The organism is Rhizobium sp. ZPR4, from assembly GCF_040215725.1.
Classification (GTDB): Bacteria; Pseudomonadota; Alphaproteobacteria; order Rhizobiales; family Rhizobiaceae; genus Rhizobium; species Rhizobium rhizogenes_D.
The window spans coordinates 2505768-2519293 of sequence record NZ_CP157967.1; the positions used below are offsets into that span (position 1 = coordinate 2505768).

The window sequence follows — 13526 nt, forward strand, 5'->3', positions numbered from 1 at the left end:
GGCTTTCGAGCCAAGCAGGGGACGCTTCAGATCGCGGCCGTCCACTGAGGAAGAAGATCGATGGTGAAGGACCCTTATTCCCCCCACGCTAAGAATTCTTACAAGCCATTGAGATATATGAAGTTATTTTTATGCAGACCCATCGACCCGACGTGGCGGCAGGCGTCCGCATTCGGTATCTCAGATTTTTTTGCATCCGATCGGGAATAAAACCCACGCGAGCGCGATCTAGCATCTCAGGTAACATTGCAAGCACCGTATGCGAGGCTTACAGTCGGCATCGGCGTTTTGCGGGGATCATGATGACAGACGCCCGATTTATGACTTCGATAACGCTTGGCGACGAGTTCCCGATCTGGAGCTGGCGCCCGCCGCAAGACACCGCGATTGGCAAGCTGGGGTGGCTTCTAGGCCGCCTGCGCGCTTTCCTTGCGGGACCGAAAACGATCAAACACACCGTCCTTACGGCGATGGCAGAACCATCGTCGCATGCCGCTCCTTCGCAGCGCGCGATCTCATCCCCCGATGAGACCATGCGACGCTTCCAGCGCACGATCATCCCGCATCTGGACGCCGCGTATAATTTCGCGCGCTTTCTCAGCCGCGATGCCGATGCTGCCCAGGATATCGTGCAGGAGGCATATCTGCGTGCCTATCGCGGCTTTGGCGGCTTTCGCGATGGCGATGCCCGCGCCTGGACCTTCACCATCGTCCGCAACTGCTATCATGCCTGGCTGCAGGAGGGCCGGCGCAAGACCCGTTACGAGCAGCCGATGACCGACGAAAGGGATTCGGACGAAGGCTCGCCTTCCACCGATCCCGCTTCTGAAGACGACACACCGGAAGCAGCCTTCATCCGCAAGTCGGAAACACAGCGGGTGCGCGAGGTCATCAACCAGCTGCCCGATGCCATGCGCGAAGTCCTGGTCCTGCGCGAACTCGAGGATCTCTCCTACAAGGAAATCGCCGAGATCATCGACGCGCCGATCGGCACTGTCATGTCACGCCTTGCCCGCGCCCGCCGTGATTTCGGCGAGATCTGGCGCAGCCTCGAAGGACGGGAGGCGACACGATGAGTGGCGGAGAGCACAATGAACACCGCGAATGGAACGATCTGCTGCACGGCTTCATCGATGGCGAGCTGGATGCAGCCAATGCGGCCCGCTTCGAGGCGCACTTGGCCACTTGCCGGGAATGCGCTGGCGAGATGGAGAACGCGCTGATGGTCAAGCGCCTGTCCGCGCGCGAAGGCGTGAAATGGCAAGCACCGGAAGCCGTCCATGCCCGCGTACAATCAGCGCTTTCGCTCGAACAGGCAATGATGACGCGCGCCACCGTGGCAACCCGGCATGCTGAAAACCCATGGCAGCGCGCTTGGCGATTGGTGCGCGAATGGAGCTTCGTACCGTCGCTTGCCGTCCTTGCCGCAAGCCTCATGCTGGTGCTGAACGTGCCGCAGCAGAGCCAGACGATTGAGGATCAGCTTCTTGCCAGTCATGTCCGCTCAATGCTCGCCGACCATCTGACCGATGTGCTGACCTCGGACCAGCATACCGTCAAGCCATGGTTCAACGGCAAGATTGATTTCTCGCCGCCCGTGGTCGATCTGGCGATACAGGGTTTCCCCTTGGTCGGCGGCAGGGTGGATTATCTTGATGGCCGGGTGGTGGCGGCGCTGGTCTATCGCCGGCACGGGCATGTCATCAATCTCTTCATCTGGCCGGGCACATCCGGAACCCACGGCAATGCTGAGAAAGATGGCTACAATTTCGTCGAATGGCATGCGGACGGGCTGGTCTTCTGGGCCGTTTCCGACGTCGCCGCACCGGATCTTTCCGCCTTCCGCGACGATTTCACCCGCGCGGCAAACCCATAACGCAGAAAGCCGACCGCATCTCTGCGGCCGGCTTTCTTGAATAATTGCAAAGGATCAGGCCGAGAGCTTGGCCAGCACTTCTTCGGAGACTTCGAAGTTCGAATAGACATTCTGAACATCGTCATCGTCTTCAAGGCTCTCGATGAGCTTTATCAGCGACTGAGCCTTTTCTTCGTCGACCGGCACGTTGTTCTGCGCACGCCAAATCGCCTTGACGGTTTCGGCTTCGCCAAGCGTCGCTTCGAGCGCCTTGGCGACTTCGCCGAGGGATTCGAAAGCGCAGATGATCCAATGACCTTCCTCATCGCTTTCGACATCGTCTGCACCGGCTTCGATCGCCGCTTCCATGACCTTGTCGGCATCGCCAACAGTCGGCTTGTAGGTGATTTCGCCGACGTGATCGAAAGAGAAGGACACCGAACCGGTTTCACCGAGCGCACCGCCGGCCTTGGTGAAGATCGAGCGGACGTTGGACGCCGTGCGGTTGCGGTTGTCGGTCAGCGCTTCGACGATGATCGCCGTGCCGCCCGGGCCATAACCCTCATAGCGGATCGCGTCGTAATTCTCGGTGTCGGCGCCGGACGCCTTCTTGATGGCGCGATCGATATTGTCCTTCGGCATCGACTGGGCCTTGGCGTTCTGAATCGCCAGACGCAGGCTCGCGTTCATCGTCGGGTCGGGCAGGCCCGATTTGGCAGCGACGGTGATTTCGCGCGCCAGCTTCGAGAACATTTTCGAACGCACGGAGTCCTGTCGACCCTTGCGGTGCATGATGTTTTTAAACTGTGAATGGCCAGCCATGGCACCCCTGTTCACGTCTTTTGTTGGGAATGGCTGCCTTATAAGAGCGAAGCGGCCCTCATTCAAGTAAAAAGCCGGATAATGGGGATGGAGTACGCCGCATATCAGGATGATCGTAGAGACCGTCCTGACGATCAAAGCCCCTTGAGCACATAGATCAGCGGTTTGCGCGGCAAGGTCTTCAGCGACACCGTGACACTGGGCGTCGGCGCATAGGCGACGTCGAAATCGGGGCCGAACAGGGCGAGAAACTGATCGACCGGCGGCCCCCACCGATGCATGGGCAGGATCAGAGACGAACGCAGCCGCTTGACCACGCGGCTCATGCTGTCGGCTCCCATGGTCAGACCGCCGTCCACCGGCACCATCACGACATCGAGCCTGCCGATCTCGGCATATTGCTGGTCGGTGAGCTCGAAATGCAGGTGTCCGAGATGGCCGATACAGAGGCCTGCCACCTCGAAGATGAAGATCGAATTGCCATTGGGCTCGATGCCGCCGCCCCAGGAGCGAATGTCGGTGACGACATTGCGGATCAGCGTATCGCCGACGGTCATGCGGATCTTTGCCGGCTCGCCGGGCGTATCGCTCCAGCCATGCAACACATATTTGATCGCCGGATCGGGTGTCAGCGTATAGTGGCTCGGATGCGCTTTGTTCATCGTCACGACTTCGGGCGTATAGGGCGGCGGATAGGCGCCGCTATAATCCGTGGCGATGGAAACGCCGCCAGGCGTCTCGATGAAGAGCGTCGCGTGACCGAGGAAGGTGATCTTCACGTCGCCGCTATTGGGGCCATTGCCAGGGTCATTGGCAAGCGTCGGACCGGGAGGAGAAAAGCTGGCGAATGTCGCCTTTGGCAGAGATTGCGCAATCGCCTGGCATTGGCTGGGCTGCGGGCGCATAGGCTTTTGCTGGGCATTTGCCGTGCTCCAGCAGAAGATCAGCGATAGGAAAAACACGGCAAAGACAGGAAATCGCTGTAACATGCCATCCCCTCAAGCCCGATAGTGGCGGAAGGATGCGGCATGACCCGAAACAGGTCCAGCGACAATCAGGCACGATTGCTCACAATCGCGTCATCATATGGTGATGCTGAATTATCAGGCAGCGGTCAGCGCCAGAAGTCCGGAATGGTTTCCGCAAGGCGCGGTCCGAGCCGTAGCGGTGCGATCTTTTCGGCTAGGCCCGTCGCGTCGGAAATCTCGACGCCGACGCCGCAGATGGTGGCAGGCCCCGAAGCCGCCTCGAAACGCCCCTTCGGCATCTTCGAGATAAAGCGGTTCAATGGCTCCTCCTTCTCCATGCCGAGCGAGGAATCATAATCGCCGCACATGCCGGCATCCGACATATAGGCCGTGCCGCCGTTCAGGATCTGCGCGTCGGCGGTCGGCACATGCGTATGCGTGCCGACGACAAAGCTCGCGCGGCCATCGACGAAATGACCGAAGCACTGCTTTTCGCTCGTCGCTTCCGCATGAAAATCGAAGACGATCGCATCGGCTTGTTCCTTCAGCGGGCAGGCATCGAGGATGGCCTCTGCCGACTTGAAGGGATCGTCCAGCTCCGGATGCATGAAGACGCGGCCCATGATGTTGGCCACGAGAACGCGGGCGCCGTTGCGTGCATAATAGAGGCCGGAGCCGCGGCCGGGCGTGCCGGCGGGATAGTTGGCCGGGCGCAGGAACTGGTCGTGGCGCTCGCAGAAAACGACGGCTTCTTTCTGGTCCCATACATGGTTGCCCGTCGTCACGACGTCTGCGCCGGCATTGATCGTTTCGAGGAAGATGTCCTCGGTGATGCCGAAGCCGCCAGCGGCATTCTCGCCGTTGACGATGACGAAATCGAGCTTCAGGTCGGATACCAACCCCGGCAGGCGTTCCCACACTGCGGTTCGTCCCGTCTTGCCGACCATGTCACCCAAAAAAAGCAGCCGCATTCGCTATCCAATCACTTCCGAAACGAAATTGAGTCCGCTCTCGGTCAAAATCGCGTCAAGACGGACATCATGCGGCTCAGCGGGTACTGATGGCACTTCTTGGCAATCGAATGCAATGCCGATCAGCCGCGGATTCAAGCCTTTTTGATGCAGCCGCTCGATCGCGCGGTCGTAGTGCCCGGCGCCGTAGCCGATGCGATGGCCACTTCTATCGAAGGCCGAAAGCGGCACGAGCATGATATCGGGATCGAGCACTGCCGCATCGGGCCCCGGGCCAGAAGTCCCAAATCCGACTGGAACCAATGGCGCCCCCGCGACGAGTTCCCGGAAGACGATCGTGCTGCGATCGAGGATGATGGGCACGCAAAGTCTTGCACCCCGCTCCCGCAGCCGCGCCATCAACGGCCTTATATCCACTTCGGAGCGGATCGGCAGGAAGCCGGAGACGATGTCTCCCTGCCTGATATCGATGGTATCGCCGCCATGTGTGGCCATGGCGAGGCCCTTTTCGATGCGGTCTACCGCCGGAATGGCATCGCGCGCCGCCAGGCATTCATTGCGATATCGGGCTTTCAGCTCTTTGGGGGTCATCTGCTCTTCGCGAAATTTATAAGATCACGAAAACATAATGAGCCGGCAGCCCATTGCAAAGCGCGAAAGCGACATATGATCGTCGCAGAAAGGAGCCGGCTCCATCAGCCTTTGCGGATGATCGACAATTTTCCGTTGCCATCCACATGAGCGCGAACGTTTTCATAATTATGCAGCGTCGTGTAATTGGTCTCGACCGGATGCGAATGCGTCGCGGTGATGACCACCACATCGGCACCGGCCGCCTCGCCCGCCTTGACGCCGGCCATGACGTCTTCAAACACCAGGCATTCCGATGGGCTGAGACCAAGGCGCTGCGCGCCGAGGATATAACCCTGCGGATCGGGCTTGCCGACCTTCACGTCCTCGGCCGTAACGATGAAGCGCGGCACGGGGATCCCGGCAGCATCCAGCCGCGCCAACGCCAGCCGATAGGGCGACGAGGTAACGATCGCCCAGCGCTCCGGCGGCAGGGAAGCCAGGAAATCGACAGCGCCCGGCAGTGCGACGACACCCTCGACATCGGCAATCTCAGCCTCGGTGATCTTCAGCGCCTCCGCGACCGGATCGACGCCAGGCAGATTCAACTGGCCAATCGTATCGACACCGCGCTTGCCGTGCATGGTCGGCATGAACTTCTCGACATCAAGACCTTGAGCGCGCGCCCAGTTACCCCAGACACGTTCGGCGGCGGCGATCGAATTGATGATCGTGCCATCCATGTCGAACAGGAAACCGGAATAGGTCTTGGTGAAGGCGGAAGACGATGCAGCGGACAAGGAAGAACCTTTCTGGATAGACGGTGATCAGCCGCAAAACGCGGCCTCACGATGCGAGCCCTCCCCCGACTAGCGGCAGCCGCGGCAAGAAGCAAACGAATGCTGAGTTTGACTGCGGGGAAAAGACATTGCGCCGATGGCAAGGGCGAGTGACGCGCGGCAGCAACGTGCCGCGCGTCACCTGCTATTATTCGCCGAGGCGGCTCTTCAGACCATTGATGATGTGGTTCGCCAACGCCTCATAGTCGTCGTCGAAATGATGGCCGCCATCCATGGCAATGACTTCGGCTCCCGTGCCCTTCAACAGCGGGCATGCGACATCCTCGTCGTCGTCCTTGCCATAAACGCATTGCACCATCTTCGGATTGATCGACTTGAGGTCATTGACGGGGTTGCCGCCCTTGCCCTCGCTCGAAGCGCCGAGCCAGCCCATGACCGAAATCACGTAGTCGACCTTCTGTGACAGCGACAGCAACGACATCTGCACGATCTTGTCTTTTTCAGACTGCGGCAGGCGATTGTAGCTCGCCGGCAGCACATCTGCGCCGAAGGAATAGCCAACCAGCACCACATGCTTGACCTTGAAGCGCTTGGTGTAGAAGTCGATGATCCGGCCAAGGTCGTTCGCAGTCTGCTGCGGGTCCTTCTCGGTCCAGAAATAATGCAGGGTATCGACGCCCACGACAGGAATGCCCTGGTCCTGCAGATAGCTGCCGACTTCCTTATCGATGTCGCGCCAGCCGCCGTCGCCCGAATAGACGATCGCAAGCGTATCCTCGGTCGGCGTCGTCTCCATGACGTCGACGGGCAGCCCAAGCGGCGACTTGGAGCTGTCGATCGCCTTCATCAGATCGGCGAGCGATGCCTCAAGCGTCGCATAGGTGTCGGCATTATCCGAATCCGTGGTCTGAACTTCGGGATGGTCCTTCTGGATCTCCTCGACATGGTCGCGTCCGTCCTTCGGCGCATTGGCCGTGAAGGTCACCAGGATCGGGTTCGGCAAGGCACCTTCCTGCAGACCGAAGGACACCATGTCGCCATCGGTCTTCTTCTCGGCCGGCGTGCAGAGTTCCTGCTTCAGGCCGATACCGGCGGTCGGATCGACAGCCAGCGTGCCCGCGACCGTCGCATCCGGGGTCTGGGCGGCGATCGTCAGCGCCATGGCACCGCCGGCGCCGACACCGGCGATGATAGGCAATTGATAGGTGCTGTCGGCAAAGGAGCGCTGCACCTGCTGGCTGAGCGATTCCAGATCCGAAACGATATAGATGCAGCCGTCATTCTGGCTGACGTCGTATTTGTTGAGCGAAGCCAGCAAGGACGGATAATCGATGCCGATCACCAGCGAACCGTTGGCGACCAGCTTGTCGGCAACTGCTCTTTCCTTGTCACCCCAGCCGGCGAGATCGGAAATCAGCACGACTTCGTTCGAAACCTTGCCCTGCGGGCGCATGATATGCGGCGCCGGGATCATGCCCAGATCATATTTGGCGTCGTCGGCTTCCGCCCGTGCCGGACCCGACACCAGCAGGCCCATCGACACCATGCATGCGAAAGCCAATGACATTGCGTATTTCAAGATCATTTCCTCACGACCCCCTTAAGTCCGCCCCCGATGAGGAATGTGGCATCCATCAACGCGATCATTGGACTTACACCTCCCGAAACAGCCAGGTAGCGCGGCTGCCATTCGGGATGGAACTTGGATTTGAAGGCACGAAGCCCTTTGAAGTTATAGAAACGCTCGCCATGCTCGAAGACAGTCCCCCCGACCCTGTCCCAAACCGGCGCCGATTCCCGTCTCGACATGCCCGATAGCGGCGCCATGCCGAGATTGAAACGCTGAAAGCCCTGGCCCTTGAGGTATTCGAGGATCTGCACGAACAGGAAATCCATCGAACCCTTCGGGGCATCGGGCGAAAAACGCATCAGGTCGACGGACCCCTCCTCCTTGGTCTCCGTCATCAGGATATTCGCAAAAGCGACGATATTACCATCCTTTTTCAACACGCCGATCGGCTGCGAGCACACGTAGTCCGGATCGAACGCGCCAAGCGAGAAGCTCTTTTCCTTGGCATTGTGATCGGCAAGCCACGTGTCGGACACATGGGCAAGCTGATCCATGACTTCAGGTATATCTTGAGGTTCGATAACGGCAAATTCTAGTCCATCGCGAACCGCGCGGCTGGCCGTCTGTCTAAGGTTGGCCCATTTACCGCCCTTGAGCTCGAAATTGGCAAGATTGACCACAGCGAGCTCGCCGAGCTTGTAGGCACGCAGGCCGGCATCGGCACAATAGGACAGAAGTGCGGGCGAGATCTGGTAGAACACCGAGCGGCAACCCGCCGCGCGTGCAGCCTCGACGAAACGCCAGATCAGATCCGGCAGCGCCTGACGCGGGCCGACGGGGTCGAACAACGCGATCCACGAGCGGCCCTGCTTGCCGTACATGATGAAGGCATCGCCCTTTTCCGAGAACATGATGTTCTTGTCGCCCATGCGCACCAGATTGGCGTCGGCCACGCCTTGCTTGCGGACGATTTCGACGGCGCGGGTCACCGCATCGTCGGTGACGGGCTCCAGGCGTTTCGTCGCCGGGCGCAGAAGGCTGAAGATTGCGATCGCCGAGGATAGGATGGAAATGCCGAGGGCCGCGCGAAGCCCGCGCGGCGCCTCGTCGGCGAATTCGAATTGCCACCAGAGCTGATTGCTGTATCCGACATCGCGATAGACGAAGAACAGCACCACGATCGCGCCGATGCAGACGACGGCAATGGCCGTCAGCCATCCGGCCGTCAGCGTCTGATTGAGCAGCGAGGCCGGTCGCTTGAACAGGCGGCGGCTGACGACAAGGCTGAAGACGAAGAAGGCCAGCAGTCCCGCCTCGACGATGGCGATGGCCTTCAGCAGCGACAGGAACAGGGCAAGCAGCGCCGAAAAACTCGATACCCACCAGGCGCCATCGAGGCGCTGGCTGAGACCACGCGCAGCTACGATGATCGCCAGCCCGAGAAGGCTGGAGAGAAAATGTGCACTTTCGACCAGCGATAGCGGCAGATAGTCGGACAGCACGATCAGGTTTTGATCCGGCGTCGGCGTGACGCTCGAGAAGACCAGCATCATGCCGAGCAATAGCGCAAAGGCCGAAAGCAGCTGCGGCATGACACGGGCGCCGATGCGGCGCATGCTGGAAGCCACCGGATGATCGACGAAACGACGCAGCTCCGCCACCGAGATCGCGGCGATCGCGATGACGAGCGGGATGACGTTGTAGATGACGCGATAGAGGACCAGAGAGCTCAGAACGGCGTCTTCGTTCACCGAACTGCCGAGCCAAGCGATGATGATCGTCTCGAAGACGCCGAAGCCGGCTGGAACGTGGCTGAGCACACCGAGGCCGACAGCGATGGCATAGATGGCGAAGAAGCCCGGCCATCCGATCGAGGTTTCCGGCAGCAGTACATAGAGCACGGAGGCCGAGGCTGCGATATCGAATGCGGTGACGAGGAACTGTCGCGACCAAGTGCGCGAATCCGGCAACCGAACTTCGACCGGCCCGATGCGCACCTCGCGGCCGTTGCGGCCGGCATAGACGACGAAAGCGAGCGCCGCGAGAATGACGATGGCGATCAGCCGCAGCCACAAGCCATCGACGCCGATCAGCGGGCCGATCTCGTCGGCGATGACCAGAAGCGCGATAGCGCCGACGGCGGCCAGGCCGAGACCGAAGGCGAGCGTGACGAAAGCGATGACGCGGGTGATGTCGTCGGGCGACAGTCCGAGCCGGGTATAGGCGCGGTAGCGGATGGCACCGGCGCTGAGCGCGCCAAAGCCGGCCGTGTTGCCGACTGCATAGGCGCTGAAGGAGGTCAGCGCCACATGGGGAAACGGCAGCCGCTTGCCGATATATTCGAGTGCATTCTGGTCATAGAAGATCAGGGAAGCGAAGCTCAGGCCGGTAAACAGCAGCGCAAGCAGCACCGAGGAGATCTTCGTCGTCGTCAAGGCGTGCACGACGTCGTCATAACGCACTTCTGTGGTCAGGTCGTAGATCGCGTAAGCAGCGATGCAGAAGACGGCGACGGTGAGAAGAGCGACGATCAGCGCCCGGTAGCGGTTCAACAGACCGACGATACCGCCACGCTCTTCCAATTCCTCATCGGCATTTTCCAGATCGATTGGGCTCGACATACTCTACCTGTTTATAGTGATCTTCGCCGGTTCCGACTGTTCGGATATTCAGTAACATCGACGACGCGTCTTCGAGTTGCCGTATACACTTCTTTCGACAAGCCCGTTGTGACGCGCGCTCCCATCATTCTGAATTTTGGCAATTTTGGCGCAGGCCCCGTCCTGCCAGCAATGAATCTGTTATTATTTAAAGGATTTTGTCATTCACCCGGCTTTTGAGCTTATCCACACACAAAAGTGATCTTCCCATCCCATCCCGAAGGCAGCCTGTATCAGGAATTCGCCAACTGGTCATCTGTCCAGTCATTCCTTCATGCGAACACATCTTCGCGGCCGAGCAGCCGGCATGAATCACAATTCTTCGGGCAAACTCAGCCAGCCAGTTTTCGAAGGCCGAAGCTCAGCTTCGCTCCCGATTGTCGGAAACGTACTACAACGTGAGATAGATATCCATATTGCGCCGTCAACCTGTCCTCTTGATAAGATCGCGCTGAACCAGTCGAGATAGGTAGAACGAGCAGCTGGTCGACAAGCAAACGGATTGGCCCGGCGCCAAAATCAGCGCCGGGCCTCAAGCTGAAAGCCAATGCAGGGGGAAGGGTTTGATGACTCCCGATGCGTCTTTGCCGGAACTCAGCGATCCGGCGCCTCCGCCGGCTCGCCCCGCATCTCGCTCAGGAAGAATCCTTCGCGCAGATTGATCCCGTATTCGACGAAGGCCTTCATGCAGCAGAGCATCTGCGTCCAGCCCTCGCAGTTCAGATAGGTGCCGCGGCGGCCCGCCTCGTCTTCGCGCCAGCCGGTTTCCTCGATGATGACGAGCGTGCCGCCATCGTCCAGGGCATCGAATGTCATCTCGACCTTCGTCCTATAGCGGATGCCATCCTCACCGGTGCCGCCTTCCCAGCAAAAGACGATCCGCTTGTTGGCTTCCACCTCATTCACCTCGACAGGGGCATTCTTCCACCAGATGACCGTCGTTCCCGCCACAAGCGGGGCGCTGGCGCCGCCGACTGTCGTGAAATAGCTCGAAAGCTTCTTCGGATTGACGACCGCATCGAAGACTTCACCGACCTGGCGGCCGATCCGTCCTGAAATCCGAACATTCAATGTCATGGCATCTCCTCCGTTGTCCGTTTGTGGCTATCGCTCCATTGCGAGCGGCCTCATTATGTTATAAAAATATAACATGTCAAACGAATCGGATAGCGACCTGATTTTCAAGGCCCTTGCTCATCGTCGCCGGCGCGAAATCCTCGACATGCTCAAGAGCGCACCGCGTACGACGGGCATGCTCTGCGAGGCATTCACGGATATGGACCGCTGCACCGTGATGCAGCATCTGAAAGTGCTGGAGGAAGCCGATCTCGTGATCGCCAAAAAGGAAGGGCGCGAGCGCTGGAATCATCTGAACAGCCTGCCGATCAAACAGATCCATGATCGCTGGATCAGCGCCTATGCCGGCCACGCCCTCTCCATCCTCGATCAGTTGAAAAAAGATCTGGAGGATTAACAGGAAAGGGATGACTGCGGCCGGCGGAGGCCGGATTTAGGCTGTGCCAGTTCGGCTCAACAATCGCTTCAGCCGGTCGTTCGTCCCGTCCTCGTCGAGCGGCGTATAGACCACCAGCTTCATGTCGGCACGATCCATGACGGCAAGCGCGGTATATTCGAATGTCATCAACCCGCCTTCCAGATGGCGCAGACGCTTGTGACCGGTCAGCGGCCGCAGCACATCCTGCCTCGGCCACCACGCGCGAAATTCGGGGCTCGCCTGCGTCAATGTGGCGATCAGCCGCTCGAAATCGGGATCGCCGGCGTAACGGGCGCTGTCGGCGCGAAACATCGCCAGCGAATTCGCCGCAACGATCTCCCAATCGACAAGAAGCTGTCGATGAGCAGGGTCGGTAAACACCCGATGGACGCTGTTACGCGCATCGCCCTGCAGCAGGGCGTAATCGCCGAAAAGTGCGACCGCTGCCGCATTCCATGCCAGCACATCCCAACGCCGGCCGAGAACATAGGCCGGTTGGCCCGTAAGGCTCGCAAGCATGCGCCGCAGAGCGTCTGGTACATCCTCAGGACCGCGCGAAGGAGCTTCCGCAGACGGCCGATCACTCAGCGTGAAGAGATGCCGCCGCTCGGCCGGATCGAGGCGTAGCGCGTCGGCCAGCGCCGATAGAACCTCCGCGGAGGGGCGGACATCCCGGCCCTGTTCCAGCCATGTGTACCAGGTGGTGCCGACACCGGCGAGAAGCGCCACTTCCTCGCGCCTGAGCCCCGGCGTGCGCCGCCGAAACCCTTCCGGAAGCCCGACGCCTGCGGGCGTCAGTTTTTCCCGGCGGGAGCGCAGAAAGGCGCCGAACTCGCGACGCCTGGCTTCGAGAATGGACTGGCTCTGATTGATGGTCATGGCTTATCATAGCAGGATCAATACTAGGATAAAGTCAGAACTGTTTGCCGCGCCTGCAAGCTGCCAAATATCGTGATGCAGATAACAAGAAGGCAGTAGCTATGGATATGAGCGGCAAGACGGTCCTGATTACAGGCTCGACGGATGGTGTCGGGCGCCGGGTCGCGGAGCGACTGGCAGCAGCAGGTGCGACGGTGTTCATTCACGGCCGCAACAAGGCCCGCGCCGAAGAGCTGGTCTCCCGCATCCGGGACAAAGGCGGCAAAACGACCTTCCATCTTGCCGACCTTTCTTCGCTGGATGAGGTCCGCACTCTGGCCGACGCCATCGAGCATGATTACGACCACCTCGACGTCCTGATCAACAATGCCGGCATCGGCACCAATGGCGGCGGCGGGCGACAGGTGAGCCAAGACGGATACGAGCTGCGCTTTGCCGTGAATTATCTCGCCGGCTTCCTACTGACGCGCCGCCTGCTGCCCCTGTTGAAGGCAAGCACTCTCGCCCGCATCGTCAACGTGTCTTCGGCTGGACAGCAGGCAATCGACTTCTCCGACGTCATGCTGACACGCGGCTATAGCGGTGTGCGCGCCTATTGCCAGAGCAAGCTGGCGCAGATCATGTTCACCTTCGATCTCGCAGAGGAGCTTGCCGGCTCCGGCGTCACTGCCAGTTGCCTGCACCCGGCAACCTATATGGATACGACCATGGTGCGCCAGGCAGGCGTCACCCCCATAAGCTCCGTCGAGCAAGGTGCCGATGCCATCCTCAATCTGGCGGCCGGCACCGCCCTGGAAGGGCACACCGGCCTCTATTACGACGGGCTGCGCCCATCACGCGCTGCCGCCCAGGCCTATGACGCAACCGCGCGACAGCGTCTGCGAATACTCAGCCAGAGCCTTGCCGGCCTCGGCTGAACCATACCCCTGACCACTT

General features: G+C 60.0%; 13 protein-coding genes. 4 read left to right on the plus strand and 9 right to left on the minus strand.

Features of this window, described 5'->3' with window-relative positions:
• Positions 1–320: 320 nt before the first annotated feature.
• Together ABOK31_RS12325 and ABOK31_RS12330 are read left to right on the plus strand one after the other, a co-directional pair.
• On the plus strand, positions 321–1076 hold the full coding sequence (locus ABOK31_RS12325; RefSeq protein WP_349956226.1) for a sigma-70 family RNA polymerase sigma factor: 756 nt from the start codon (positions 321–323) through the stop codon (positions 1074–1076).
• On the plus strand, positions 1073–1876 hold the full coding sequence (locus ABOK31_RS12330; RefSeq protein WP_349956227.1) for an anti-sigma factor: 804 nt from the start codon (positions 1073–1075) through the stop codon (positions 1874–1876). The genes ABOK31_RS12325 and ABOK31_RS12330 overlap by 4 nt, the downstream gene beginning before the upstream one ends.
• Positions 1877–1930: 54 nt before the next feature.
• On the opposite strand, the gene ABOK31_RS12335 is transcribed toward ABOK31_RS12330, so the two are convergent.
• The 8 genes from ABOK31_RS12335 to ABOK31_RS12370 form a co-directional block, all read right to left on the minus strand.
• The gene (locus ABOK31_RS12335) at positions 1931–2677 is read right to left on the minus strand and encodes a YebC/PmpR family DNA-binding transcriptional regulator (protein WP_349956228.1); all 747 of its coding nucleotides are present in this window, start codon (positions 2675–2677) and stop codon (positions 1931–1933) included.
• A 134-nt stretch (positions 2678–2811) separates the two neighbouring features.
• The gene (locus tag ABOK31_RS12340) at positions 2812–3666 is read right to left on the minus strand and encodes an MBL fold metallo-hydrolase (protein ID WP_174171938.1); all 855 of its coding nucleotides are present in this window, start codon (positions 3664–3666) and stop codon (positions 2812–2814) included.
• A gap of 125 nt (positions 3667–3791) precedes the next feature.
• On the minus strand, positions 3792–4616 hold the full coding sequence (locus ABOK31_RS12345; RefSeq protein ID WP_069611843.1) for a TIGR00282 family metallophosphoesterase: 825 nt from the start codon (positions 4614–4616) through the stop codon (positions 3792–3794).
• A gap of 3 nt (positions 4617–4619) precedes the next feature.
• Positions 4620–5207, minus strand: coding sequence for a 5-formyltetrahydrofolate cyclo-ligase (locus ABOK31_RS12350; protein WP_349956229.1), 588 nt, complete (start codon positions 5205–5207; stop codon positions 4620–4622).
• 104 nt (positions 5208–5311) lie between these two features.
• Positions 5312–5986, minus strand: coding sequence for an HAD family hydrolase (locus ABOK31_RS12355; RefSeq protein WP_349956230.1), 675 nt, complete (start codon positions 5984–5986; stop codon positions 5312–5314).
• Between the two features lie 187 nt (positions 5987–6173).
• The gene (locus tag ABOK31_RS12360) at positions 6174–7571 is read right to left on the minus strand and encodes an AcvB/VirJ family lysyl-phosphatidylglycerol hydrolase (protein ID WP_349956231.1); all 1398 of its coding nucleotides are present in this window, start codon (positions 7569–7571) and stop codon (positions 6174–6176) included.
• Positions 7568–10177, minus strand: a complete 2610-nt coding sequence (gene mprF / locus ABOK31_RS12365) for a bifunctional lysylphosphatidylglycerol flippase/synthetase MprF (RefSeq protein ID WP_349956232.1) — start codon at positions 10175–10177, stop codon at positions 7568–7570. Before mprF ends, ABOK31_RS12360 begins: the two co-directional genes overlap by 4 nt.
• 633 nt (positions 10178–10810) lie before the next feature.
• Positions 10811–11293 carry an SRPBCC domain-containing protein gene (locus tag ABOK31_RS12370; protein WP_349956233.1) on the minus strand — a complete coding sequence of 161 codons (483 nt, stop codon included), beginning with the start codon at positions 11291–11293 and terminating at the stop codon, positions 10811–10813.
• 73 nt (positions 11294–11366) lie between these two features.
• On the opposite strand from ABOK31_RS12370, the gene ABOK31_RS12375 reads away from it, so the two are divergent.
• Positions 11367–11690, plus strand: a complete 324-nt coding sequence (locus ABOK31_RS12375) for a helix-turn-helix domain-containing protein (RefSeq protein WP_349956234.1) — start codon at positions 11367–11369, stop codon at positions 11688–11690.
• Between the two features lie 36 nt (positions 11691–11726).
• Here ABOK31_RS12375 and ABOK31_RS12380 read toward each other — a convergent pair whose 3' ends face one another.
• Positions 11727–12590, minus strand: a complete 864-nt coding sequence (locus tag ABOK31_RS12380) for a helix-turn-helix transcriptional regulator (protein WP_349956235.1) — start codon at positions 12588–12590, stop codon at positions 11727–11729.
• A gap of 101 nt (positions 12591–12691) precedes the next feature.
• Between ABOK31_RS12380 and ABOK31_RS12385 the strand changes: the two genes are divergently transcribed.
• The gene (locus ABOK31_RS12385) at positions 12692–13507 is read left to right on the plus strand and encodes an SDR family NAD(P)-dependent oxidoreductase (RefSeq protein WP_349956236.1); all 816 of its coding nucleotides are present in this window, start codon (positions 12692–12694) and stop codon (positions 13505–13507) included.
• The last annotated feature ends 19 nt before the right edge of the window (positions 13508–13526 follow it).